The following is a 24721-nucleotide window of genomic DNA, read 5'->3' on the forward strand; positions in this document are numbered from 1 at the left end:
GGGTCCGGGCGTCCGCTGCCGCTGCCGTCCAGCCCGGGACGGGCCGAGACGAGCCGGGAACGGCCACAGGCGCTCCGGGACCGCTCCGGCCGCGTCGCCCCCCGGCCGCTCCGGCCGCCGAAGCGGCCCCGAGCCGACCCCGGACCGCCTCGCCTCAGCCCTTGACCGCGCCCGCCGACATCCCGCGCACCAGGAACCGCTGGAGCCCGATGAACACCAGGATCGGGACGGTCATCGTGATGAACGCGCCGGCCGTGAGCAGCTCGGCGCCCTGCCCCTGGGTCCCGAGCAGCTGCTGGAGCTGGACGATCACCGTGGAGTTCGACGGGAGCAGGAACAGCTTCGCGATGAGCAGGTCGTTCCACACCCAGAGGAACTGCAGCGTCGCGAACGCCGCGATCGCCGGCATCGACATCGGGGCGACCAGCCGCCAGAACGTCTGGAAGTGGCTCGCCCCGTCGATCTTCGCGGACTCGACGATCGAGCCCGGAAGCGTCGCCATGTAGGTGCGCAGCGTGCTGATGCACAGCGGCATGGCGAAACCGGCATGCAGCAGCCACACCGCGACGAACTGCCCGGAGATGCCGAGCCCGTACGGACCGAACACGTTGAGCAGCGGCTGGAGCGCCACCTGGTTCGGCACGACCATGAGCGCGACGATGATGACGAACAGCGTCTCCTTCAGCGGGAAGTACGTGAAGGTGAAGGCGTACGCGGCGAAGGCGGCGAACATGACGGGCAGCACCGTCGCCGGGATCGACACCGCGAGGGTGTTGATGAAGCCCATCCCCATGTTCGAGCCAGAGATGACGCCGGAGTAGTTGTCCAGCGTCCAGCCCTGGTGGATCGGATCGGTGAAGACCGTCCACCACCCCGACGACGTCACGGCGTCCCGGCTGCGGAACGAGCTGATGAGCAGCGCGATCGTCGGCAGCGTCCACAGGAGCGCCAGCACGACCATGACGACGATCGACACCCAGCTCCGGCGCCGCCCGTCGCGCATGAAGCCCTTCTGCTTGTTGACCCTGACCTGCGGCGCAGTGACCGCGGCCGGCTTGGCGAGCGCGGTCATCGGGCCGCCTCCTTCCGGTAGGCGCGAACTTGGTACACGAGGATCGGGGTGACCAGGAGCAGGAGCACGACGACGATCGCCGACGCCCGCCCGGCCCGGCCCGCCGTGAACAGCTCGTCGAAGAACATGACCGCGATCACGTTCGTGTTGTTCTGGCCGTTGGTGAGCACGTAGATGATGTCGAACACCTTCATCACGAGGATGACCACCGTGATGAAGACGGTCAGGACGGTCCCCTTGATCTGCGGCACGATGACGCGGAAGAAGATCGCCCGCTCGTTCGCCCCGTCCAGCCGGGCAGCCTCGAGCGTCTCGTCCGGGACGTTCTTGATGGCCGAGGAGAGCAGGACCATCGCGAAACCCGTCTGCATCCAGATGAGGATGATCATCATGAGGAACGAGTTGAGCCGGCCCCCGCTCATGCGGATCCAGTCGTTCTCGGTCCCGAGGATCGCGTTGAGCACGCCGATGTTGGGGTTTGCGTCGTAGATCAGCTTTCCCCAGATCGTCGAGGCGGCGACGAACGAGATGGCCATCGGCAGGAAGATGAGGCTCTTGGAGTACTTCTCCCCGCCCGCCGACAGCCGGTCGGCGAACAGCGCGACGACGAGCCCGACCGCCACCGTGACGGCCGGCACGACGAGCAGCCACAGTGCGTTGTTCGTCAGCGCCGTCCAGAACGCCGGGTCGGCGAAGATGGCGCGGTAGTTGTCGAGGCCGACGTACGCGGTGCTCTTGTTGTTCGCGAAGCTGTAGTTGATCGTCTGCACGGTCGGGTACAGCAGCATCAGCCCGATCAGCGCGAACGCCGGCAGGAGGAACGCGTACGGGATGAGGCCCTGGGACGCCCGCTGCGGCAGCGACTCGATGAAGACGTTGATGCAGTAGAACAGCAGCGCCGAGCCGCCGATGCCCAGCACGATGCCGACCAGCGCCATGAGGATGCGGTTGTGGCCATACCACTCGGGGTGGTAGGCGAGCGACAGGAACCCGTTCCCGAGCACCCACCCCACCAGCACGACGCCGACCAGTCCCCACAGCGCGCGCAGCGGCCGGGCCGGCGACCCGCCCCGCCGCACGACCGGACGGTCGGGAGCCGCGACGGCCGTCATGACCCGTCTCCCTCGTCCTTCGCGCTGTCGTCGACGGGCCAGCTGTTCTGGATGTCCGTCGTCACCTGTTCCGCGGTCTTCGTGCCCTGGAGCCACTCGATCATGCCGTCCCAGAACGACCCGGCACCGACCGCATTGGGCATGAGGTCGGAGCCGTCGTACCGGAACACGTCGGCGCTCGCCGCGAACTCCGCCGTGGTGCGCGTGATCTCGTCCGGGTAGAGCGAGACGTCGAAGGTCGAGTGCGGGGACAGCCAGCCGCCCGCGGAGGCCCACGGCCCGCCGAACCGGTCCGAGGTGAGGAACCGCATGACCTCGATCGCGTCGGGGTCGTTCCCGTTCATGAGCGCGGCGAGGTCACCGCCGCCGAGCATCGGCTGACCCGTGTACTCGCCCTCGGCCGCCGGCGGGTAGATGAACAGGCCGACCTCCTCGTCGAGGTTCGCCTGGACGTCCTCCGGCAGGAACCCGGTGACGAAGTTCCCCTGGCGCTCGAGGTAGCACCCGGGCGGGTCGGCGAACGCCGGGAGCATCGCGTCGCCGAACGCCGTCGAGAGGATGCCGGAGCGTCCGCCCCGCACGTTGTTCGGGGCGTCGATCATCTCCCCGAGCGCGTCGAACGCGGCGACGACCCGCTCGTCGTTGAACGGGATGCGGTTGGTGACCCAGTCGTCGTAGACGTCGGGGCCCCACATCCGCAGCATGAGCTCCTCGATCCAGTCCGTCCCCGGCCACCCGGTGCCCTGACCGGACTCCCAGCCCATGCACCAGGCCGGCGTGCCGGTGGCGGAGATCTCCGCCGCGACCTCGGCCAGCTCGTCGAGGTTCGCCGGCGCCGTGTTCCAGCCACCGGCCTCGTAGGCAGCCTTCGGGTACCAGACGATGGACTTGACGGCCATCCGCATCGGCGCGCCGTAGACGCGGCCGTTGAGCCGGGCCGACTCGAGGAACCCCGGCAGCAGCGTGCGGTCGAGCTCGTCGTAGTCCAGGTAGGTGTCGATCGGCTCGACGTACCCCTGCTCCGCCAGCTCCAGCAGCCCGCCGGGCTGCGGGAAGATCGCGATGTCGGGCTGCTGGCCCGACGACGTGCGCAGTCGGATGAGGTTCGTGAAGTCCGAGTCCGGGTTGTACTCGATCCGGATGCCGGTCTCCGCCTCGAACTCCGCGAGCGACTCGCGGAAGGCGTCAGCCTCGGCGCCGCCGAACGCGCCCATGACCGTCACGACCTTGTCGCCGTCGGTCTCGGCGTTGTCCACGACGCTGCCGCCGCCCGCGGCTCCTCCTCCCCCGACCGCGTTGGGGTTCTGCAGACATCCCGCGAGCATCGTCGCCGCGATCGCGAACCCGCATCCCAGTGCGAGCCCCCGCCGTCTCGTTGTCGTCACCACTCGTCGACCTCCCTCTCCGGACGGGGCCCCGGGCGTCACTGCCCGGGACCGTGGTCGTGCGTCGCGCCGACCGCACGGTGGCGGAGGCCGCCGGGGCGGCTCGTCGACGACGTCGTCGACAAAGCGGACCACCGGTTGTGTCCTCCGTCGACCACGCTAGATCACGACGCCACCCGCGCCCAAACCCCCGGCGTGGATGTCGGTGGGTCGGCGCACAATGAACCCATGACCGCAGCGGCCACCGACGCCTCCCCCGCCACCGGGGCTCTCGCGCGCTTCAGCCGGCCGACCGCCCGCTGGTTCACGGAGTCGTTCGAGGCGCCGACGGCGGCCCAGGAGGGGGCGTGGGAGGCGATCGCCGACGGCGACCACGCGCTCGTCGTCGCGCCGACCGGCTCGGGCAAGACGCTCGCGGCCTTCCTCTGGTCGCTGGACCGGATCATCGCGCGGGGCGCCGCGGACGGCGTCGACGCGCGGGACGTCGCGTCCAGCGGGACGGGCGACGCGGCGGACACCGGCGCGGTCGACGTCGCACGCACGCGCGTCCTGTACGTCTCGCCGCTCAAGGCGCTCGCGGTCGACGTCGAGCGCAACCTGCGCTCCCCGCTCGTCGGGATCCGGCGCACGGCGCAGCTGCTCGGTCTCGACGTGCCCGACGTGCGCGTCGGCCTGCGCACGGGCGACACGCCGCCGGCCGAGCGACGCCGGCTCCTGACGAACCCGCCGGACATCCTCATCACGACGCCGGAGTCGCTCTTCCTGCTGCTGACGTCGCAGGGCCGCTCGGCACTCACCGGCATCGACACGGTCATCCTCGACGAGGTGCACGTCCTGGCGGACTCCAAGCGCGGTGCCCACCTCGCCCTCAGCCTCGAGCGGCTCGACGCTCTCCTGCCGGCGCCGGCCCAGCGGATCGGCCTCTCGGCGACGGTGCGGCCGGTCGAGACGGTGATGGAGTTCCTCTCCGGGGCGCGGCCGACCACGCGCGGCGGTCGCCCGACCCGGCTCGTCCAGCCGCCATCGCAGAAGGTGCTCCGGATCGACGTGGAGACGCCCGTCGCCGACCTCACGGAGCTGGCCGTGCCGCCGGCGAACCAGCCGGAGACGCTGCCCTCGCCGCAGCCGACCCGTCCCTCGGTCCTCCACCTCCCGGGGCCGTCGGACGAGGACCTGTCGGGGGTCGCGGCCGGCGCGACGGACAAGAGCCCCGACGTGCCGTCGGTCTGGCCGCACGTCGTCGACCAGCTCCTCGACCTCATCCTCACGCGCCGCACCACGCTCGTCTTCGCCAACTCGCGCCGGTCGGCCGAGCGGCTCACGGCTCGGCTCAACGAGGAGTGGCAGCGCCGCCGCGGCGAGGAGGAGCTGCCGGACACCGGGACGGTCTGGGCGGCACACCTGCCCGGCCAGTCGGGCACCTCGCTCGGGGCGAGCGAGGTCATCGCGCGCTCCCACCACGGCTCGATGAGCAAGGAGGAGCGGGCGCGCGTCGAGGATGAGCTCAAGCAGGGACTGCTGCCGGCCGTCGTCGCCACCAGCTCGCTGGAGCTCGGGATCGACATGGGCTCGATCGACCTCGTCGTGCAGATCGGGGCGCCGCCGTCGGTCGCGAGCGCGCTGCAGCGGATCGGCCGCGCCGGGCACCAGGTGGGCGTCCCGTCGCACGGCATCGTCGTCCCGACCCACCGCGCGGACCTGCTGCCGGCGGCCGTCGCGGCGATCCGGGCGCGGGCCGGCAAGATCGAGCACCTGCGCCCGCCCCGGGCGCCGCTCGACGTGCTCGCGCAGCAGATCGTCGCCATGCTCGCGGTGGAGGACTGGGACCGGGACGAGCTCGCCGACCTGGTCCGGCTCGCCACCCCGTTCCGCGACCTGGGTGACGCCGCCCTGGACGGCGTGCTGGACATGCTGGCCGGCAAGTACCCGGCCGAGGACTTCGCCTCGCTGCGCGCGCGGATCGTCTGGGACCGGGAGACCGGGGCGCTCACGGGGCGCCCGGGCGTGCAGCGGCTCGCCGTGACCTCGGGCGGGACCATCCCCGACCGCGGCCTGTTCGGCGTGTTCCTCGTGACGGGGGCCGAGGACGTCACGAGCCGCGGGGGTGGCAAGCGGGTCGGTGAGCTGGACGAGGAGATGGTGTTCGAGTCGCGCGCCGGCGACACGTTCACGCTGGGCACGAGCACGTGGCGGATCGAGCGGATCACCCCGGACCGGGTCCTCGTCTCCCCCGCGCCCGGTCAGCCGGGCCGGCTCCCGTTCTGGAAGGGGGACGCGCCGCCGCGCCCCGTCGAGCTGGGCGCCGAGCTCGGCCGGATGGTGCGCGAGATCTCGACCGACCCCGCCGGCCTGGACGCCGCGCTCGACTCGTGGGACCTCGCGGAGGACACGCGCGCGAACCTCGTCGCCTACCTGTCGGAGCAGCAGGACGCGACGGGGGCGCTGCCGACCGACCGCACCATCGTCGTGGAGCGGTTCCGGGACGACATCGGCGACTGGCGGATGGTCGTCCACTCCCCGTTCGGCTCGGGCATCCACGCGCCGTGGGCGCTGCTGCTCGGGGCCCGCCTGCGCGAACGGCTCGGCTCCGACGTCGGCGTCATGCACGCCGACGACGGCATCGTGCTGCGCCTGCCCGACGTCTCGGACGCAGGCGAGCAGTGGGGTCCGCCCGGGAGCCTCGCGGCGGCGCTCGGGCGGGGACAGGGCTCGTTCGGGGACGGCGCGAGCGCGGCCGGGGCCATCGCGGCGCGCGACCTCGTCGTCGACGCCGAGGACGTCCAGGGCGAGGTCGTCGCCGCGCTGGGCGGCTCCGCCCACTTCGCCGCGCGCTTCCGCGAGGCCGCGGCCCGCTCGCTCCTGCTCCCCCGGGCCAACCCGACCAAGCGCCAGCCGCTCTGGCAGCAGCGCCAGCGCGCGAGCCAGCTCCTGGCCGTCGCCTCGCGCTACCCGGACTTCCCGATCGTCCTCGAGGCGGTCCGCGAGTGCCTCCAGGACGACTTCGACACCCCGGGGCTCGAGGAGCTCATGCGGGCGATCGCGCGCCGGGAGGTGCGCGTCGTCGAGGTGACGACGCCGAGCCCCTCGCCGATGGCGCGCTCGCTGCTGTTCTCCTACGTCGGCCAGTTCCTCTACGACGGGGACGCCCCGCTGGCCGAGCGCCGCGCGGCGGCCCTCACCCTCGACCCGACGCTCCTCGCGGAGCTGCTCGGACAGAGCTCGACCGACCTCGCGGACCTGCTCGACCCCGCGGCCGTGCTCGCGGTCGAGGCCGAGGTGACCCGCCGACACGAGCGCTACCGGGTCAGGGACGTCGAACGGCTGGCTGATCTGCTCGCCACGCTCGGCCCGCTCCCGCTCACCGGGATCGTCGACCGCAGCTCGGTCGACGTCGTCCCGCTGCTGACCGAGCTGGTACGCGCGCGTCGCGCCATCGAGGTCCGGGTCGCCGGGGTCGCGCAGTGGGCGGCGGTCGAGGACGCCGGCCGGCTCCGCGACGCGCTGGGCGTCGCGCTCCCGACCGGCATCCCGGACACGTTCCTCGACCCGGTCGACGACCCGCTCGGCGACCTGCTGCGGCGACATGCCCGCACGCACGGTCCGTTCACCGCGGCCGAGGCGGCCACGCGGTTCGGGCTCGGCGTCGGTGCCGTCCGGCCCGTGCTCGAGGGGCTCGTGGCGGACGGCGTGCTGACGTCCGGACGGCTGCGCCCGCCGGACGCTCGGGTCACGGGTACCGGCGTCGGTCCCGCGACGGTCGCCGGTCGCGAGGCGACCGGCGACGTGACGAGGGTCGACGAGGGGGCCGAGATCGGCGCCCCGTCCGACCGGACCGGCGACGCGTCCGGCGAGAGCGTCGCGGCCGGCACCGGCGGGACGACGGACCTCGACGCCGCGACCCGCGGGGCGGGCGGCGGGATCGCGCCAGCGACCGATGACCACGTGGCGGACGTGGCGGACGTGGCGGACGTGGCGGACGTGGCCACGGTGCTCGCGACCGCGGCCGGCGTGGTCGAGTACTGCGACGTCGAGGTGCTGCGGCGCATGCGACGCCGGTCGCTGTCCGCCGCGCGCGCCGACGTCGAGGCCGTCTCCCCGGCCGTCCTCGGCACCTTCGCCCCGCGCTGGCACCAGGTCGGGCAGCTACGCGGGGTCGACGGGGTGGTGAGCGTCGTCGAGCAGCTCGCCGGCTACGGGATGGACCTCGCCGACCTGGAGACGTCGATCCTCCCGGCGCGCGTGCTCGACTACGCGCCGGCCATGCTCGACGAGCTGACGTCGGCCGGCGAGGTCATGTGGGTCGGACGCGACGCGCCGGGGTCCGGATCGGGCGGCGAGATCGTCCTCCTGCCGGCGGACACGGCGCAGCTCCTCGTGCCCGAGCCGCGGCCGACCGCGCACCAGCTCGCCCCCGCCGTCCTCGCCGCGCTCGGCGAGGGTGGGCGGTTCTTCCGCGACATCGTGGCGCGGGTCCGCGAGACCGAGGCGGCCGACGGCCGCCCCCAGCCGTCGGCCTCCGACGTCGAGGAGGCGCTCTGGGACGCCGTGTGGGCCGGGCTGGTCACGAACGACACGCTCGCCCCGGTCCGCGCGCTCGCCGGCTCGAGCCGTGCCCGGGCGCCGCGGACGACCGCGGCCGGGCGACCGCGCCGCCTGTCCCGCACCGCGCTGCTCAGCCCGTCGCTCACCGCCGGGACCGGCGCGGCGGGTCACGCGGCGCAGCAGCGGGTCGCGACACCGCCGACCGCGGCCGGTCGGTGGAGCCTCGTCCCGCCGCCCCACGGCGACGAGGCCGTCCGCCGGGCCGCGACGGTCGCCACGCTGCTCGAGCGCCACGGCGTCGTCCTGCGGACCATCGCGACGGCCGAGGGGCTCCCCGGCGGCTTCTCCGGCATCTACCCGACGCTCGCGGCGCTGGAGGACCGCGGCGTCGTGCGGCGGGGCTACCTCGTCGAGGGGCAGGGCGCCGCGCAGTTCGCGCTCGCCGACGTCGTGGACCGCCTCCGGGCCGATGCGCGGATGACCTCCGGCGCGCTCGTGCTCGCCGCCTGCGACCCGGCGAACCCCTATGGCGGGCTGCTCCCCTGGCCGACGGCCGACCGGTCCGCGGTGACGCCAGCGGAACCGGTGAGCGGCTCCCCGGCAGGAGCGGTCGCGGCACCGCCCGCGGGGGCCGCGGCGGAGCGCGGCCGGCCGCGCCGGGTCCCGGGCGCCGACGTCGTGCTCGTGGACGGCGAGCTGGTCGCCTTCCTCGAGCGCGGGGCGGGGAGCGTCCTCACGTTCTCCGGCGACGACGCGCGGCTCGCGGCGGCGGCCACCGCGCTCGCCGCCGCGGCCCCGACGCGGCACGGGGGCATGGCGGTACGCCGGGTCGATGGCGAGAACGCGCTCACGACCCAGGCCCCGATGCGTCGGCACCTCGTCGAGGCCGGCTTCGTCGCGTCGCCCGGCGGCCTCAAGATCGGGCGTCGGCGTGCCTGAGGGGGACGCCGTCGCGCGGACCGCCGCGCGCCTCACCCGCGCCCTGGCGGACGGACCGCTCGTCCGGGCGGAGCTGCGCTGGGGCGGCCTTGGCGACGTGGACCTGCTCGGTCGGCGCAGCCTCGGCACGGTCAGCTACGGCAAGCACCTGCTCACGCGGTTCGACGACGGCCAGACGCTCCGCAGCCACCTGCGGATGGACGGGATGTGGTACGTCGATCCCACGTCCCGGGCGGCCTCGCGCGACGGCGGTCCGGACACCCGGGCGGTCCTCGCGACGCGGGTCTGGACCTGCCGGGGTCGCCTGCTCGGCATGCTGGACCTCGTCCGCACGCGCGACGAGCCGCGCCTGCTCGCCCACCTCGGACCCGACCTCATGGCCGAGGACGCCGAGACCACGCTCGAGCCGGCCGTCCAGCGGATGGCCGCGGACCCCCGCGGCATCGGCGAGGTCCTGCTGGACCAGACCGTCGCCGCCGGCATCGGGACGATCTGGACCTCCGAGACGCTCTTCCGGCACGAGGTGTCACCGTGGCGACCGGCGGACCGGGTGGACGGGGCGGCGATCCTCATGACGGCCAGCCGGCTCATGCGCGCGTCGGCCGCGGCGCCGGCCGCTCCGGGAACACCGGGGTCGGTCCCGGCCGGCGTCTACGGGCGCGAGCACGCGCCGTGTCCACGCTGCGGGACCCCGGTCGCGCGTGGCATGGTCGGCCGGGCTCCCACCGCCCGGCGGGTGTTCTACTGCCCGACCTGCCAGCGCGTCTGATCGAGCGCGCCACAGGATCGCCGGCCGAGCACGTCGCAGGCGGGACCGACCGGCGCGCCGTTCATGTGTCCGTCCCTGCGCACCGCGGGAACGTCCGTCCGAGCGCGCCGTTCATGCGTCCGTCCCCCCGCACCGCGGGAACGCCCGTCCGCCTGCGCCGTTCATGTGTCCGTCCCTGCGCACCGCGGGAACGTCCGTCCGCCCGCGCCGCCGACACATCCGTCTCGGCGCGCCAGCTCCGGCACCGGCCGGGGACGACGATGCCCCCGGCCCCGCCTGGTGGCGGGACCGGGGGCATCGAGCGTCTGTCGTGCCGGTGGGGTCAGGCGACCCCGACGAGCGAGGCCGGCGTTCGCACCGACTCCTCGAGCTCGACCGGCACCGTGTCGGGGATGACCGCGCCCTCGGCGAGCGCGATCCGGTCGGAGACCTCCCGCAGGAGGGACCACAGCGGGATCGAGAGCGCGTCGCACACGGAGCTCAGCAGCTCCGAGGACGCCTCCTTCTGCCCGCGCTCGATCTCCGAGAGGTACCCGAGCGACACCCGGGCCTGTGCGGAGACCTCACGAAGCGTCTTGCCCTGAGCAAGGCGCACGTCACGAAGGACGTCGCCGAGCTCGCGCCGCAGGAGCACCATGCCTCGACCCTCCTTCGTCTCAGTCGTCGTCACACCGGGGCTCACCCGTCCGGGAACGGCCGGATGCCCCTCCGGTGCCTTACCGTACCGCGCACGTGTGGCGGCAGTGCGTCCGGGATGTGTCGAAGTCCGGGTTCCGGACGGTCGCTGTACCCGAGCGCCATACCGACCGCGCGGCTGCGTCATTGTTGTCATCACTGTGTGCAACGCGCGGAGGCCCCCGCGTGTTCCCCGGACGGCGTGACGGCCAGGCCGAGCGCGATCGCGAGCCCCGCGCTCGCCTCCCGCACGCTCCGGCGGCCGCCAGCGAGTCGCCAGGTGCGCGTCGCCGCGCCCGCGGGCGAGACCGCGGCGAGGCAGACCGTCCCGGCGTCGGCCCCGTCCGCCGACCCGGGCCCGGCGACGCCGGTGGTCGCCAGCGCGACGTCCACCCGGAGCAGCTCCCGCGCCCCCGTCGCCATCGCGAGGGCGACCTCCTCGCTCACGACACCGCGGTCCGCGACCAGGTCGGCCCCGACGCCGAGCAGCTCCTCCTTGAGGTCGACCGCGTAGGCGACGACGCCCCCGCGCAGGACACGGGAGGCACCCGGCACGTCGGCGACCCGCGCGGAGACGAGGCCGGCGGTCAGCGACTCGGCCGTGCCGAGGGTCCAGCCCCACCGGTCGAGGGCCGCGAGCAGCAGCGACGCGGCACCGGGTGACGGCGCGAGCGCGCGTCGCGCCGCGCCGTCGCGCGGCTCACCGGTCGTCATGGTTCCGCACGGTCCGGCGTCGAGCTCGTGCCCGGCGCGGTTGGCTCGGCCGGCGCGGTTGGCTCGTCCGCCGTGCCCGCCGTGCCCGGCTCAGCCGGTGCGGCCGAGGCGACCGCCTCGGACGGGTGCGAGAGCCGCCAGCCGCGCACGCAGTAGTCGACGCCGGTCCCGACGGTGACGGCGAGCGCGGCCCACAGCAGCACCCACGCGACCGTCAGCGGCACGGCCGGCGAGGCGAGGAACGAGGCCCACGGCACGAGGAACGCGACGATCGCCGCCATCTGCAGCACCGTCTTGACCTTCCCGCCCATCGACGCGGGGATGATCGACCGTCGCGCGAGGACCGCCCGGAGCACCGTGACGCCGAGCTCACGGACCGCGATGACGATGGTCACCCACCACGGGACCGGCCCGAGCACGGACAGCATGACGAAGGCGCCGAGCGTCAGCGCCTTGTCGGCGATCGGGTCGGCGAGCGTGCCGAACGGCGTCACCTGGTTGCGGGAGCGCGCGAGATGCCCGTCGAGCTGGTCGGTGAGGGCGGCGAGCAGGAACACCAGCAGCGCCGACCAGCGGCTCGCCACCCCACCCTGCACGAGCAGGACGACGAAGACGGGCACGAGGGCGAGCCTGGCCATCGTGAGAACATTGGGAAGGTTCCACACGCCCCAGGTCCGCGACGACCCAGCCCGGCTCCCTGACACGGACACAGCCTATAAGGACGCCCATGACTTCCCCCGCCGGCGACGCACCACGCTCCCGTCGGCGCGGGCCGAGGATCCTCGCGGCGGCCGCGACGCTGGTCGCCGCCGTCGTCGTCGGGCTCGGCGGGGCCGCGGCGGTCGACCTCGCCGCGGGCAGCGAGGCCGACCCGACTGGGAGCGGCACGGGAACCGGCACGACGGAGCCGACACCGAGCCCGGACGAGGCGACGTCGCCGACCACCGAGCCGACCCCGACGGACACGTCCCCGACGCCCACCATCCCGCCCGTCGAGCCCTCGACGTTCACCCTCGTGGCCGCCGGGGACGTCCTGCCGCACCCGACCGTGCTCCGGTTCGCCGCCGAGGCCGCGGCCGCCGAGGGGCGCAGCGGCTGGGACTTCTCCCCGCTGTGGGCCGCGATGGACCCGTGGGTCTCGGGCGCCGACCTCGCCCTGTGCCACCTCGAGGTCCCGCTCGTGCCGGACGGCGTCGAGCCCTCCGGTTACCCGCTGTTCGGCAGCCCGACGTCGCTCGCGACGGACCTCGCCGAGGCGGGTTGGGACGGCTGCTCGACGGCCTCCAACCACGCGGTCGACCGCGGCTGGACCGGAGTCGAGACGACGCTCGACGCGCTGGACGCCGCCGGTCTCGGCCACGCCGGCACGGCCAGGAGCGCCGAGGAGGCCGCCCAGCCACAGCTCTACGTGCTCGACCGGGGCGGCCGCACCGTCACGGTCGCGCAGATCGCCGCGACCTACGGGACCAACGGGATGCCCATCCCCGAGGACGCGCCGTGGAGCGTCCAGCTCATCGACGGCGCGGACCTCGTCGCGCGGGCGAGCGCCGCCCGCGAGGCCGGCGCCGATCTCGTCGTGGCGTCGATCCACTGGGGCACCGAGTACGCCGACGTCCCGGACGCGTCGCAGACCGCGCTGGCCGCGCAGCTCGCGGCCTCCGGCGTCGTCGACCTCGTCATCGGCAACCACCCGCACGTCCCGCAGCGGATCGAGCTGCTCGACGGCGGGCCCGACGGGGCGGGCATGTGGGTCGCCTACTCGCTCGGCAACTACATCTCGAACCAGGACGCGAAGTGCTGCCGCCCGCAGACCGGCACCGGGCTCCTGCTCTCGGCGCAGGTCGACGTGCCGGCCGCGGGCCCGGCGCACGTGTCGTCGGTCGAGTGGACCGCCGTGCCGGGCGACCGGGTCGGCGGCCAGCGGATCTACGCGCTCCCCGACCTCGAGGCGGGCCGGATCGACACGCCGCTGCTCACGCTGTCGAGCGACGAGCTGGCGCGGCGACGGCAGATGGTGCTCGACGTGGTGGGCGACCCCCCCGAGCGCACCGACCCGCCGCAGCCGACGGGCGAGCCGCCGACGGTCGTGCCGCGCAGCTAGGCCGTGCCTCCCGCCGTCGCCCGACCGCCTCGGCTGGTCGACGGACGGACGACGGCGCGTAGCCTGCCCCTGTGACGACCTCCGGTGCTCCGCTGCCCCAGCCGGCGGATGCCCGTCCGCTCCCGGCCGAGGAGCTCGCGCGCTGGTACGGCCCGTGGCAGCCGCTGACGCCGCGGACGATCGCCGCCTTCCTCGACGGGTTCGACCGCCCCTGGTGGATCGTCGGCGGCTGGGCGCTGGAGAAGGCGACGGGCTTCTCCCGGCCGCACGAGGACATGGACGTCTCGATCGCGCACGAGGACGCCGAGGCGCTGCGGCTGTTCCTCGCCGAGCGCGGCTGGACCACCTGGAACGCCGACAGCGGGTGGCTGCGCCCGTTCGACCACCGCTTCCCCGAGATCCGGCCCGACAGCGGGATCTGGGTCCGCGCGGACGCGCTCTCGCCGTGGGTGCTCGACGTGCCGCTGACCCCGGCCGGCTCGGGTCGCTGGGTGAACAAGCGCCTGCGGGAGCAGGAGCTGGACCTCGCCGAGATCACCTGGGTCGCCGACGACGGCCTGCGCTACCTGAACCCCGAGGCCGTGCTGCTCATGAAGCTGGCGCAGGTCCGGGGGAAGGACGTCGTCGACGCCGAGGCGACGATCCCGCTGCTCACCGCCGACCAGCGCGCGTGGCTCGCCGAGACCGTCACCCGGATCGACCCCGCCCATCCCTGGGCGGCGCTCGAGGGCTAGGACCGGTCTCCGGGCGGTCTCACGCCGGCCTCACCGCCCGGTGAGCGACCAGGCGTCCTCGCTGTCGGCGTCGTCGTCCCACGGGGCCGACTCCTCATACCCGGCGAGGTCGTCCGCGACGAGGTCGCGCGGGCGCGCGCCACCGTCGGCGACGGCCCCGGACACGGTCGGTCCGACACCGGGCACGTCCTCGCCGCGCAGCATCGCGAGCGCGCTCGGCAGCTCCTCGGGCGTCACGAGCACGTCGCGCGCCTTCGACCCCTCCGACGGCCCGACGATCTCGCGCGACTCCAGCAGGTCCATCAGGCGCCCGGCCTTGGCGAACCCGACGCGCAGCTTGCGCTGCAGCATCGAGGTCGACCCGAACTGGGTGGTGACGACGAGCTCGGCCGCCTGGAGCAGCAGCTCGAGGTCGTCGCCGATGTCCTCGTCCACCTGCTTCTTGGGCGCCACGACCGCGACGTCCTCGCGGTAGACGGGCTGGAGCTGGGACTTCACGTGCTCGACCACCGCGTGCACCTCGGACTCGTTGACCCACGCGCCCTGGACGCGCATCGGCTTGGCCGCGCCCATCGGCAGGAACAGCGCGTCACCCTGGCCGATCAGCTTCTCGGCGCCGGGCTGGTCGAGGACGACGCGCGAGTCGGCGAGCGAGGAGGTCGCGAACGCCAGCCGCGAGGGGACGTTCGCCTTGATGAGACCCGTGACGACATCGACGGACGGACGCTGCGTCGCGAGCACGAGGTGGATCCCGGCGGCGCGGGCGAGCTGGGTGATCCGCTGGATCGACGCCTCGACGTCGCGCGGCGCCACCATCATGAGGTCAGCGAGCTCGTCGACGACGACGAGGAGGTAGGGGTAGGGCGTGATGACCCGCTGGCTGCCCTCGGGCGGCTTGACCTTGCCGGCACGCACCGCCTTGTTGAAGTCGTTGATGTGCTTGAACCCGAACGCCGCGAGGTCGTCGTAGCGCGCGTCCATCTCCCGGACCACCCAGTCGAGCGCCTCGGCTGCCTTCTTGGGGCTCGTGATGATGGGCGTGATGAGGTGCGGGATGCCCTCGTACATGGTGAGCTCGACCCGCTTGGGGTCCACGAGGATCATCCGCACCTCCTCCGGGGTGGCGCGCATCATGATCGACGTGATCATCGAGTTGACGAAGCTCGACTTGCCGGCCCCGGTTGCTCCGGCGACGAGCAGGTGCGGCATCCGCGCGAGGTTCGCGACGACGTAGCCGCCCTCGACGTCCTTGCCGACGCCCATGATCATCGGGTGCTCGTCGCGCAGCGCGACGGAGGAGCGCAGCACGTCGCCGAGCGCGACCGTCTCGCGATCGGTGTTCGGGATCTCGATGCCGATCGCCGACTTGCCGGGGATCGGGCTGAGGATGCGCACGTCGGCGCTGGCGACCGCGTAGGCGATGTTCTTGCTCAGCGCCGTGACGCGCTCGACCTTCGTCCCGGGCGCGAGCTCCAGCTCGTACCGGGTGACGGTCGGACCGCGGCTGAACCCCGTCACCGTCGCGTCGACGCCGAACTGGTCGAGGACGTCCGTGAGCGCCTCGACGACGCGGTCGTTGGCGGCCGAGCGCTTCTTGTGCGGCGGTCCCTCGATGAGCAGGTGCGGGTCGGGCAGCGTGTAGGTGAGCGACGGGTCGAGGGTGAGCTGCTCGGCGCGCGGCGGCAGCGGCTTGGTCGGCGGTGCCTGGAGCTCGAGCGGCTCCGTGATCGCGTCCGGTTCCGGCATCGCCCGCGTCGGGGACGGCACGACGTCCGTCGCGTCCGGGTCGATCGCGGGATCGGCGACGGCAGCCGCCGGGGCGGCGGCCGCGCGGCCGGCGCGGGTCCCCCGGGGGCGCGGCACCACGGGCTGCGTCCCCTCCGGGTCCTCCCGCAGGTCGGGACGGTCGAACGGCTTGGTCGCGTCGGACTCATCGGCCGCCGCGACCTCGTCGGTCTCCTCGGCGCCACCGCGGCCGAACAGGCCGCGTCGACCGCGACGCTGTCGGGCGACCGCGGAGCGGGCCAGGTCGGCGTCGGGATCGTCGTCGCCCCGGAGAGCGTCGTCGCCGGCGCCCTCGTCGAGGTCGTCGATCCGCGGGCCGGCGATGCGATCGCCCAGCTCCGCCAGGCGCTCGGGGATCGCGCGCACGGGCGTCGCCGTCACGATGAGGAGGCCGAAGAACGCGAGCAGCACGAGGAACGGGATCGCGACGGCGACCGAGAGCGCGTCGCTCAGCGGGTTGGCCGCCAGCCAGCCGACGAGGCCGCCGGCGCGGCGCAGGCCGGCCCACGGGTCGGCGTCGCCGAAGCCGGGCAGCCCCTGGGAGATGGCGACCAGCCCGCTCACGGCGAACGTGATGACGGCGGTGCCGATGGTGATCCGGCCGGTCGCCGGACCGAGGTCCGGGCGGCGCATGAGGCGCACGGCGAGGAGGACGAGCGCGACGGGGACGAGGACGGCGAGGCGGCCGAGCAGGCCGGCGACGCCCATGTGCAGGTACTCCGCGACGGAACCGGTGACGCCGAACCACTCGCGGGCCGCCACCGCGATCCCGAGCGCGAGGAGGAGCAGCGCCAGGCCGTCGCGACGCAGGGCCGGGTCGATGTCCTTGGCACCGGAGCCGACCGCGCGGGCCGTGCCGCCGACGCCGCGAGCGATGCCCAGCCACGTGCCGCGGACCATCCGGACCGGCAGCGGCGGACGGGTCGGGGCCGCGGGCTGACGTCCCCGCGAGGAGGTCGACGCGCCGCGGGTGGCGTTCGAGCGGCCGGGGCTGGCCTTGGTCGCCGGCTTGGCCGGCTTCGTCGCCGTGCCGGTGGCGCGGGACGTCGTCGCGACGCGGTCCTTCGAGCCCGCGCGCTGCTGGGCGCGCGCGGCCGAGGCGGTGCGACCGGGGGACGGACGCTTCTCGGCCATGGGACCTCCTGCGGGTTGGGGACGACACGCGTTGCCCGTCAACTCAACCACGCGCGCGGCCCGAAACCCTACAGCGACACTCGAGGGTTCCGGGCGCGCGCGGTCATGCCCCTGCGCCGATGGTCGCCATGCCCCTCCGCCGGAAAGCGGGCTACCGGGTCATGCCTCCACCACCACGGGGATGATGATCGGACGACGCTTCAGCCGCGTCCCCGCCCAGCGCCCGACCACGCGGCGCATCACCTGCTGGAGCTGGTGGTTGTCGACGTTGCCCTCGCGCGCCGCCTCGGTCAACGCCTTGCGCACCTGCGGGACGATCTCCTCGAGCACGTCGCCGGACTCGGCCAGCCCGCGCGCATGGATCTGCGGCCCGGCGATGACGCTGCCGTCCTGCGCCGACACCACGGCGAACACCGAGATGAACCCCTCCTCCGAGAGGATCCGCCGGTCCTTGAGGTCGGCCTCGCCGATCTCCCCGACGCTCGACCCGTCGACGTACACGTACCCGCACGGGACGGCGCCGACGATGCGGGCGCGACCGTCGATGAGGTCGACCACCACGCCGTCCTCGGCCAGGATGACCCGCTCGGGGTCGACCCCCGTCCGGACGGCGAGCGCGCCGTTCGCCACGAGGTGGCGGATCTCGCCGTGCACCGGCATGACGTTGCGCGGGCGCAGGATGTTGTAGCAGTACAGCAGCTCGCCGGCGCTGGCGTGCCCCGAGACGTGGACGCGCGCGTTGCCCTGGTGGACGACCTTCGCGCCGAGCCGGGTGAGACCGTTGATGACCCGGTACACCGAGTTCTCGTTGCCGGGGATGAGCGAGGACGCGAACACGACCGTGTCCCCCGGACCGACCTCGACGCGGTGGTCGTGGTTCGCGATCCGGGACAGCGCCGCCATCGGCTCACCCTGCGAGCCGGTGCACATGAGCACCACCTCGTCGGGCGGGTAGTCGTCGACGCGCTTGATGTCGATGAGGATGCCCGGGTCCGGCAGCGTCAGGTAGCCGAGCTCGACGGCGATCGTCATGTTCCGCACCATCGAGCGGCCCACGAGCGCGACCTTGCGGTCGTTCGCCCAGGCGGCGTCGATGACCTGCTGGACGCGGTGGACGTGCGAGGAGAAGCTCGCGACGACGATCTTGCCGGTCGCGCCGGCGAACACCTGGTCGAGGACGGGGCCGATCTCGGCCTCCGCCGTCGTGAACCCGGGGACCTCGGCGTTCGTGGAGTCGGGCATGAACAGGTCGACGCCCCGCTCCCCCAGCCGCGCGAACGCCCGCAGGTCGGTGATCCGGCCGTCCAGCGGGAGCTGGTCCATCTTGAAGTCGCCGGTGTGGAGCACCGTGCCGGCACCCGTCGTCACGGCCACGGCCAGCGCGTCCGGGATCGAGTGGTTGACGGCGACGAACTCCAGGGCGAACGGGCCGACCTCGACCTCGTCGCCCTCCTTGACCTCCCGCAGCACCGGCGTGATCCGGTGCTCCTTGAGCTTGGCGGCGACGAACGCGAGCGTGAGCCGCGAGCCGATCAGCGGGATGTCGGGACGCAGCCGCAGCAGGTACGGCACGGCACCGATGTGGTCCTCGTGACCGTGCGTGAGGACGACCGCGTCCACCTGGTCCAGCCGGTCGGCGATGGCCGAGAAGTCGGGCAGGATCAGGTCGACGCCGGGCTGGTGGTCCTCGGGGAAGAGGACGCCGCAGTCGATGATGAGCAGACGGCCGTCGTACTCGAGCACGGCCATGTTGCGGCCGACCTCGCCGAGGCCGCCCAGCGCGACGACGCGGAGCGCGCCGACGGGAAGCGGCCCGGGCAGGGGCAGCTCGGGGTGGGGGTGGGACATGGGGTTCCTTCCGGAGCGAGCACCCGCGACGAGCGCGTCCCCGCGGCGGGCCGGAGCCCGCGCGAGGGCGCGTCAGCTGTCAGGGTGCGGGAAACAGGCCGGCGACGCGAAGCCGCTCGGCGAGGTCGGCGAGCTCGTCCTCGGTCGCCGCGACGAGCGGCGAGCGGACGGCACGGGAGGGGATGACGCCGAGCAGGTCGAGCGCGGCCTTCGCATAGACGGCACCCTGGCCGGCGCCCATGAGCGCGTCGCACACTCCGACGAGCTCGACGGCGAGGTCCTGGGCCCGGCGCAGGTCGCCGCGGCTGATGCAGCCGACCATCTCGGCGATCGGGCCGGCAACGACGTGACCGATGACGCTGACGACACCGACGGCGCCGTGCGTCAGCCAGGCGAGGTTGAGCGCGTCGTCGCCCGAGTAGAAGGCGAGACCGGTGCGGCGCATCCGGGCGAAGCCGGCCGGCACGTCACCCGTCGCGTCCTTGACCGCGAGGACGCGCGGGTGCTCGGCGAGCCGGTCGAGCGCCTCGTCGCCGATGGCGACGCCGGTGCGCCCGGGGATGTCGTAGAGCATGACGGGCAGGTCGGCGGCGTCGGCGACGGCGCGGATGTGCCGGTAGACGCCCTCCTGGGACGGCCGGTTGTAGTACGGCGCGTTGATGAGCAGCCCGTGCGCGCCCGTGCGCTCGGCGCTGGCGGCGATCCGGACGGCGTGCTTGGTGTCGTTCGACCCGGCGCCGGCGACGATCCGCACCCGGTCGCCGACCGCGTCGACGACGGCGCGGACGAGGGCGTCCTTCTCGGGCTGGTGCGTGGTCGGCGACTCGCCGGTCGTGCCGTTGAGGACGATCCCGCTGACGCCGTCGGCGACGAGCTTCTCCGCCAGGACGACGGCGGCGTCGATGTCGAGGTCCCCGTCGGCATCCATCGGGGTGACCATGGCCACCAGCACGGAGCCGAAGCTCTCCAGCGCAGCTGCGTTACGGGTCATGACTCGAACCTACCGGGTCTCAGTAGCCGGAGGTCACGCCGAGGTACTCCTCGAGCGTGAGCCCCTGGTCGACCAGGTCGCCCGCGACCTCGACCCCGACGTAGCGCAGGTGCCAGGGCTCGTAGGAGTAGCCGGTCACCGACTCCTTGCCCTCCGGGTAGCGCACGACGAACCCGAACTCGTGGCCGTGCTGCGCGACCCACTGCGCGGCCGCGGTCCCGGCGAAGTCGCTGGAGACGTCGTTGACGTCGATCGCGAGGCCGCTCTGGTGCTCGGAGTGCCCCGGCCGGGCGGAGAACGTGTCGGCGGCCTCGGCGCCGACACGGGCGGCGTAGCGGTCGTAGATGACGGTCTGGTCGGCGTAGGACCGGTAGCCGGACGCGATCCACAGCGAGATGCCGTCGGCCCGGGCCGCGGCGACCATCGCGTCGAACGCGGCCACGAGGTCGGGCGAGAGACCGGGGTCGTAGTCGGCCGGGAGCGGGATCGTCTTGTTGGCGACGAGGACGCCGTCGATGTAGGTGACGCCGTCAACCGTCTCGACGGACGGCAGCGCGTCGAGCGCGGCGGCCAGGGAGGCGAGCCGGTCGGCGACGGCACCGGCGGTCGGCACGGTCTCCAGCAGCGAGACGGGTGCGCCGGTGAGCTGCACCAGCTCGGGGACGCGGACGGACTCGGGGGTCCACCGCGACAGGACGGCCTCGGCGGCCTCGACCTCGGCGCTCAGGCCGGCCGTCGCGAGCGGGTCGAGGAGGATCGGCGTGAGCGCGTCGATACGCTCCTGCGCGCGTGTCACGGCGTCGACGAGGTCGGCGCGGTCCAGCGACGTCGCGGTCGCGGCGCGTGCGTCGGCGGCCCTCTCGATGGCGGGGGCGTCGGTGGCGGCCGTGTCGGTCCTCGGCGAGGCGGTCGGCGGCGAGGCGGTGGCCGACGGCGCAGCCGGCGTCGGCACGTCGCTCGCGGGCTGGTCGTCCGCCGGCGCCTCGGTGCGGTCGGCATCGGGCTCGGCCGTCGCCTCCTCGGCCACGACCTCGTCGGCGACATCGGGGGCCGCGTCGGCCGGGGTGGGGACGTCGGAGGCGGCCTCGTCGTCCTCGCGCGCGGCCCGGGAGGACTGCTCGCGGGCTGCGCTCACCGGCTCGTCGGCGCCGTCGGGCGCCGGTGAGGGGACGGGGGCCGGCGACGGCTCGGGGGTCGGGGCGACGACGACCTCGCCGGCCACGGCACCGTCGATCCCGGTCCGCGGACCGTCGACGTCGAGAACGGCGGCGGACGGCGACGGGGCGGCCTCGGCCGCGAGCGTCGAGTCGGGCGCGGCCGGCACGAGCGCGGCGGCCCCGGCACCGCCGAGCAGCACACCGGCGAGGAGCACGCCGAGCGCCCCGGTCGCGGGCAGCCGACGACGACGCGCGCGAGCCCGGCTCCGGGAGGAGGGGCTGCGGCGGTGCTGGAGGTCGGCCTCGGGGCCGCGGCGGAGCGCACGCATGACCCCACCACGATAACCGAGACGACCGGAAAGGTCACGAAATGGTCACGGCGATCACACCGGCCGGCGCGGGCGACAATGGGAGCGTGACCACCGCCGACGTCTCCGTCCGCCCCGCGCTGCCATCGGACCTCCCGGCCATCGCCCGCATCCAGCTCGCCGCGTGGGCCGATCTCCTGGGCCCCGACGTCGCCGACGGCCTCGACGCGATCGAGCTGGAGCGGCAGTGGGCGGCTGCGCTGAGCGACCCCGACCCCCGCCGCCGCGTCCTCGTCGCGCTGGCGGGCCCGCGGGTCGTCGGCTTCGCGGCCGCGAGCCCGACGCAGCGCTCGGCGTCCGACGACGACGGCTGGACCGGCGAGCTCGTCGCGCTGGAGGTCGAGCCGACGAGCCGGCGCGCGGGCCACGGGTCGCGGCTGCTCGCCGCGGCGGTCGACCTCGCCCGTGACGCCGGTGCCCACCACCTCGGGGCGTGGACCATGACGCACGATCCCGACCGTCGGGCGTTCCTCGAGGGGGCCGGGTTCGCGGAGGCGGGGCTGCGCCGCACGCTCGAGCTGCCGGGGCCTCGGGAGGTCGAGGAGATCCTCCTCACCGCGGTCCTGTCCCCCGCCTGACCGGAGCGCGCCCCGGCCGCGTCGACGGTCAGCGACGCGCGCCGCGCTCCAGCCGCACCGCGTGCCGCAGGGACTCGCGCGCCCGCGACCGGTCGCCGGCGGCCTCGTAGGCCCAGCCGAGCCGGTACCAGCCGCGCCAGTCCCCCGGCTCGGCCTCGACCCGGGCGCGCGCGGCGTCGAACCGGTCCGCAGCGACCGAGCGGTCGATCCGCCCGGCGGGGCTGCGCGGCAGGTCGTCGACGTCGAGCCCGCCCTCGCGGGCGAGGAGGTCCGTGAGCCGGTCGACGGCGCGGGCCTGGGTGACCTCGCGACCGAGGAACCACAGGGTGAGCACGGGGACGGCGAGGATGGCGATGCCGATGGCCACCCCGACGGCGGAGCCGGAGCCGATGAGCGCGACGGCGCGCTGGCCCACCAGCAGGACGTAGAGCAGGAGGACGGCGAGCACGGCGACGGCACTGAGCATCGAGCGCGTCCGGCGGGTGCGATCGACCGCCTGCGCCCCGGCCGGGCCACCGCCCTCGGTGGTCGCGCGGTCCTCGGCCGACCCGGGATCGTCGCTCACAGGTCGACGAAGCTGTCGAGCCCCACGCTCACGCCGGGGTGCGACCCGACCTGGCGCACGGCGAGCAGGACGCCGGGCATGTAGCTCGACCGGTCGAAGGTGTCGGTGCGGATCGTGAGGAGCTCGCCGGGGTTGGTGAGGAAGATCTGCTCGTGGGCCACGAGGCCCTCCAGCCGCAGCGCGTGGACCCGGACACCGTCGTAGTCGGCGCCGCGGGCGCCGCGCGGGTCGGTCTGGGTGGCGTCCTTCATCGCGCCGACGCCGGCGTCCGCGCGCGCCTGCGCGATGCCGCGGGCGGTGTGGATCGCGGTCCCCGACGGGGCGTCCACCTTGTGGGGGTGGTGCATCTCGACCACCTCGACGGAGGCGAACAGCGGCGCGGCCACGGCGGCGAACCGCATGGCCAGGACGGCGGAGAGGGCGAAGTTCGGGGCGATGAGCACCCCGACGCCCGGCGTCCGGGCGGCGTGCTCGCGCACGCGGTCGATCGCGTGGTCGTCCCAGCCCGTGGTGCCGACGACGGCGTGGACGCCGGCATCCAGCAGAGCGTGGACGTTCGCCTCGGTCGCATCGGGCAGCGTGAAGTCGACCGCGACGTCGGCCTGTCCCGCGAGGGCCGCGACGTCGTCACCCGCGTCGAGCCGAGCGACGAGGTCGAGGTCGGGGGCCGCCTCGATCGCCTCGCACGTCGTGGCACCCATCCGTCCCGCCGCGCCCAGCACGGCCACCCTGATCGTCACTCCCCCACCCTAGGTCGATCGGCCGACCTCCGATGTCGGGGTGGGTTCGATCGCGAATCACGACCCGATCCACCCCGATGTCGGAGAAAGGGCGGGTGGGCGGGTGGCTCGATGGGTGGGCGGCTCGACGGGCGGGTGGGTGGCTCGACAGGCGGGCAGGTGGGCCGGCGTCGGTGCTAGACGAGCTCGCTCAGCAGCTCGCCCGCGAGGTCGCCCCGCTCGGGACCGACGACGACGAGCGAGCGCGGCTGGGCGAGCAGCTCGCCCGCGAGCCGCTGGACCGCGTCGGCCGTGACGGCACGCAGCGCGTCGAGCGAGTCGTCAACGCTCCACAGCTCGCCGAAGACCAGCTCGGCGCGGGTGAGCCGGGACGAGCGGGCGCCGACGTCGTCGAGGCCGAGCACGAGCGAGCCGGAGAGCTGGCCGACGGCGCGGGTCAGCTCGCGCTCGGTGATCCCGTCCTGCGCGATGGTCGTCCACTCGGCCGCCATGAGCCCGGCGACCTGGCGGACGTGCTCGGGGGCGCAGCCGGCGGCGAGGCCGAACAGCCCGGCGTCGGTGTGGCCGACGGCGAACGAGTACACGGAGTACGCGAGGCCGCGCTTCTCGCGGACCTCTTGGAACAGGCGCGAGGACATCCCACCGCCGAGGACCGCGTTGAGGACGGCGAGCGTGAACCGGTCGGGGTCGCACGCCTCGAGGCCGCGGCCGCCGAGGATGAGCGTCGACTGCTCGGTCGGGCGCTCCAGCGTCACGGCGGTGCCCGGCGTGGTGGCGAGCGGGTCGCCCGAGCGCCGCGGGGCCGGACGGGCGTCGTCGGCCAGGGGCCAGCCGCCCTCGGTCACGGCGCGGGTGACGAGCTCGCACAGCTCGTCGTGATCGACCGCCCCGGCGGCCGTGACGACCAGCTCGGCCGGTCGGTAGGCGCCGCGGTAGTGCTCCCAGATCGCGTCGCGCGGGACGGCGCGGATCGTGTCGGGCGTGCCCCCGATGGGCCGGCCGAGGTCGGTCGCCCCGAGGACCGCCGACGCGAACGCCTCGTCCGCGACGTCGCCCGGGTCGTCGTCCGCCATCGCGAGCTCCTCGAGGATGACCCCTCGCTCGAGCTCGACGTCCTCGGGCAGGACGACGGCGGAGGTCACCATGTCGAGCAGCACCTCGCTCGCCATCGGCAGGTCGCCACCGAGCACGCGGGCGTAGTAGGTGGTCGACTCCTTGCCCGTCGCGGCGTTCGCCTCGCCACCGACCTCGTCGAACGCCGAGGCGATGTCGAGGGCGCTGCGCCGACGCGTCCCCTTGAACAGCAGGTGCTCGAGGAAGTGGGTCGAGCCGTGGTGGCCGTCGTGCTCGTCACGCGAGCCGACGCCGACGGTCGCGGCGACCGAGACGGACCTCGTCGCCGGGACCTGCTCGGTCAGGACCCGTAAACCGCCCGGGAGGACGGTACGGCGCACGCGCGTACCGTCCTCCCGGACCAGCTCCAGACCTTCGTCGCCGAAGGTGTCGGGCATG

The 24721-nt window shown here is 74.2% G+C and carries 18 protein-coding genes; 5 read left to right on the top strand and 13 right to left on the bottom strand.

Annotation, left to right across the window (positions count from 1 at the left end; all coding sequences use genetic code 11):
• Positions 1–154 precede the first annotated feature (154 nt).
• Genes EDD28_RS16330 through EDD28_RS16340 form a run of 3 tightly spaced genes read right to left on the bottom strand, consistent with a single transcriptional unit; the run spans position 155 to position 3569 of the window.
• Positions 155–1072 (bottom strand): carbohydrate ABC transporter permease, encoded by a 918-nt coding sequence (locus EDD28_RS16330; RefSeq protein WP_245968131.1) that lies wholly within the window; start codon positions 1070–1072, stop codon positions 155–157.
• Positions 1069–2184: a carbohydrate ABC transporter permease gene (locus EDD28_RS16335; RefSeq protein ID WP_123740764.1), complete on the bottom strand. Its 1116-nt coding sequence runs from the start codon at positions 2182–2184 to the stop codon at positions 1069–1071. The genes EDD28_RS16330 and EDD28_RS16335 overlap by 4 nt, the downstream gene beginning before the upstream one ends.
• The gene (locus tag EDD28_RS16340; RefSeq protein ID WP_245968132.1) at positions 2181–3569 is read right to left on the bottom strand and encodes an ABC transporter substrate-binding protein; all 1389 of its coding nucleotides are present in this window, start codon (positions 3567–3569) and stop codon (positions 2181–2183) included. Before EDD28_RS16340 ends, EDD28_RS16335 begins: the two co-directional genes overlap by 4 nt.
• A 228-nt stretch (positions 3570–3797) precedes the next feature.
• On the opposite strand from EDD28_RS16340, the gene EDD28_RS16345 reads away from it, so the two are divergent.
• The gene (locus tag EDD28_RS16345) at positions 3798–9050 is read left to right on the top strand and encodes a DEAD/DEAH box helicase (protein WP_211339255.1); all 5253 of its coding nucleotides are present in this window, start codon (positions 3798–3800) and stop codon (positions 9048–9050) included.
• Positions 9043–9819, top strand: a complete 777-nt coding sequence (locus tag EDD28_RS16350) for a DNA-formamidopyrimidine glycosylase family protein (RefSeq protein ID WP_123740765.1) — start codon at positions 9043–9045, stop codon at positions 9817–9819. Before EDD28_RS16345 ends, EDD28_RS16350 begins: the two co-directional genes overlap by 8 nt.
• A 322-nt stretch (positions 9820–10141) precedes the next feature.
• On the opposite strand, the gene EDD28_RS16355 is transcribed toward EDD28_RS16350, so the two are convergent.
• The 3 genes from EDD28_RS16355 to pgsA form a co-directional block, all read right to left on the bottom strand.
• Positions 10142–10456 carry a helix-turn-helix domain-containing protein gene (locus EDD28_RS16355; protein ID WP_123740766.1) on the bottom strand — a complete coding sequence of 105 codons (315 nt, stop codon included), beginning with the start codon at positions 10454–10456 and terminating at the stop codon, positions 10142–10144.
• Positions 10457–10650: 194 nt separating this feature from the next.
• Positions 10651–11208, bottom strand: a complete 558-nt coding sequence (locus tag EDD28_RS16360) for a CinA family protein (RefSeq protein ID WP_123740767.1) — start codon at positions 11206–11208, stop codon at positions 10651–10653.
• Entirely contained in the window at positions 11205–11918 is a 714-nt protein-coding gene (gene pgsA, locus EDD28_RS16365; protein WP_211339256.1) for a CDP-diacylglycerol--glycerol-3-phosphate 3-phosphatidyltransferase, read from the bottom strand. The genes EDD28_RS16360 and pgsA overlap by 4 nt, the downstream gene beginning before the upstream one ends.
• A gap of 17 nt (positions 11919–11935) precedes the next feature.
• On the opposite strand from pgsA, the gene EDD28_RS16370 reads away from it, so the two are divergent.
• Both EDD28_RS16370 and EDD28_RS16375 read left to right on the top strand, forming a co-directional pair.
• Positions 11936–13309, top strand: coding sequence for a CapA family protein (locus EDD28_RS16370; RefSeq protein WP_211339257.1), 1374 nt, complete (start codon positions 11936–11938; stop codon positions 13307–13309).
• A gap of 71 nt (positions 13310–13380) precedes the next feature.
• A complete protein-coding gene (locus EDD28_RS16375; protein ID WP_123740768.1) occupies positions 13381–14043 on the top strand; it encodes a nucleotidyltransferase domain-containing protein in 663 nt (220 codons plus the stop codon).
• A gap of 30 nt (positions 14044–14073) precedes the next feature.
• On the opposite strand, the gene EDD28_RS16380 is transcribed toward EDD28_RS16375, so the two are convergent.
• The 4 genes from EDD28_RS16380 to EDD28_RS16395 all read right to left on the bottom strand — a co-directional run bounded on the left by EDD28_RS16380 (position 14074) and on the right by EDD28_RS16395 (position 21287).
• Entirely contained in the window at positions 14074–16962 is a 2889-nt protein-coding gene (locus tag EDD28_RS16380; protein WP_123740769.1) for an FtsK/SpoIIIE family DNA translocase, read from the bottom strand.
• 159 nt (positions 16963–17121) lie between these two features.
• Positions 17122–18810 carry a ribonuclease J gene (locus tag EDD28_RS16385; protein WP_123740770.1) on the bottom strand — a complete coding sequence of 563 codons (1689 nt, stop codon included), beginning with the start codon at positions 18808–18810 and terminating at the stop codon, positions 17122–17124.
• Positions 18811–18889: 79 nt separating this feature from the next.
• The gene (gene dapA, locus EDD28_RS16390) at positions 18890–19801 is read right to left on the bottom strand and encodes a 4-hydroxy-tetrahydrodipicolinate synthase (protein ID WP_123740771.1); all 912 of its coding nucleotides are present in this window, start codon (positions 19799–19801) and stop codon (positions 18890–18892) included.
• Between the two features lie 19 nt (positions 19802–19820).
• Positions 19821–21287 carry a M15 family metallopeptidase gene (locus tag EDD28_RS16395; protein WP_123740772.1) on the bottom strand — a complete coding sequence of 489 codons (1467 nt, stop codon included), beginning with the start codon at positions 21285–21287 and terminating at the stop codon, positions 19821–19823.
• 86 nt (positions 21288–21373) lie between these two features.
• Between EDD28_RS16395 and EDD28_RS16400 the strand changes: the two genes are divergently transcribed.
• On the top strand, positions 21374–21904 hold the full coding sequence (locus EDD28_RS16400) for a GNAT family N-acetyltransferase (protein ID WP_245968134.1): 531 nt from the start codon (positions 21374–21376) through the stop codon (positions 21902–21904).
• Positions 21905–21932: 28 nt separating this feature from the next.
• On the opposite strand, the gene EDD28_RS16405 is transcribed toward EDD28_RS16400, so the two are convergent.
• The 3 genes from EDD28_RS16405 to EDD28_RS16415 form a co-directional block, all read right to left on the bottom strand.
• Positions 21933–22469, bottom strand: coding sequence for a tetratricopeptide repeat protein (locus EDD28_RS16405; protein ID WP_245968135.1), 537 nt, complete (start codon positions 22467–22469; stop codon positions 21933–21935).
• Positions 22466–23209, bottom strand: coding sequence for a 4-hydroxy-tetrahydrodipicolinate reductase (gene dapB, locus EDD28_RS16410; RefSeq protein WP_123740774.1), 744 nt, complete (start codon positions 23207–23209; stop codon positions 22466–22468). Before dapB ends, EDD28_RS16405 begins: the two co-directional genes overlap by 4 nt.
• A 176-nt stretch (positions 23210–23385) precedes the next feature.
• Positions 23386–24720: a M16 family metallopeptidase gene (locus EDD28_RS16415; protein WP_123740775.1), complete on the bottom strand. Its 1335-nt coding sequence runs from the start codon at positions 24718–24720 to the stop codon at positions 23386–23388.
• Position 24721: the final 1 nt, after the last annotated feature.

The sequence above is a fragment of the Salana multivorans genome, assembly GCF_003751805.1.
Taxonomy (GTDB): domain Bacteria; phylum Actinomycetota; class Actinomycetes; order Actinomycetales; family Beutenbergiaceae; genus Salana; species Salana multivorans.

Coding starts and splice junctions, on each gene's coding strand:
- EDD28_RS16330 (WP_245968131.1), bottom strand. CDS start 1,072: ATGACCGCGCTCGCCAAGCCGGCCGCGGTCACTGCGCCGCAGGTCAGG.
- EDD28_RS16335 (WP_123740764.1), bottom strand. CDS start 2,184: ATGACGGCCGTCGCGGCTCCCGACCGTCCGGTCGTGCGGCGGGGCGGG.
- EDD28_RS16345 (WP_211339255.1), top strand. CDS start 3,798: ATGACCGCAGCGGCCACCGACGCCTCCCCCGCCACCGGGGCTCTCGCG.
- EDD28_RS16355 (WP_123740766.1), bottom strand. CDS start 10,456: ATGGTGCTCCTGCGGCGCGAGCTCGGCGACGTCCTTCGTGACGTGCGC.
- EDD28_RS16360 (WP_123740767.1), bottom strand. CDS start 11,208: ATGACGACCGGTGAGCCGCGCGACGGCGCGGCGCGACGCGCGCTCGCG.
- EDD28_RS16370 (WP_211339257.1), top strand. CDS start 11,936: ATGACTTCCCCCGCCGGCGACGCACCACGCTCCCGTCGGCGCGGGCCG.
- EDD28_RS16380 (WP_123740769.1), bottom strand. CDS start 16,962: ATGGCCGAGAAGCGTCCGTCCCCCGGTCGCACCGCCTCGGCCGCGCGC.
- EDD28_RS16385 (WP_123740770.1), bottom strand. CDS start 18,810: ATGTCCCACCCCCACCCCGAGCTGCCCCTGCCCGGGCCGCTTCCCGTC.
- dapA (WP_123740771.1), bottom strand. CDS start 19,801: ATGACCCGTAACGCAGCTGCGCTGGAGAGCTTCGGCTCCGTGCTGGTG.
- EDD28_RS16395 (WP_123740772.1), bottom strand. CDS start 21,287: ATGCGTGCGCTCCGCCGCGGCCCCGAGGCCGACCTCCAGCACCGCCGC.
- EDD28_RS16415 (WP_123740775.1), bottom strand. CDS start 24,720: ATGCCCGACACCTTCGGCGACGAAGGTCTGGAGCTGGTCCGGGAGGAC.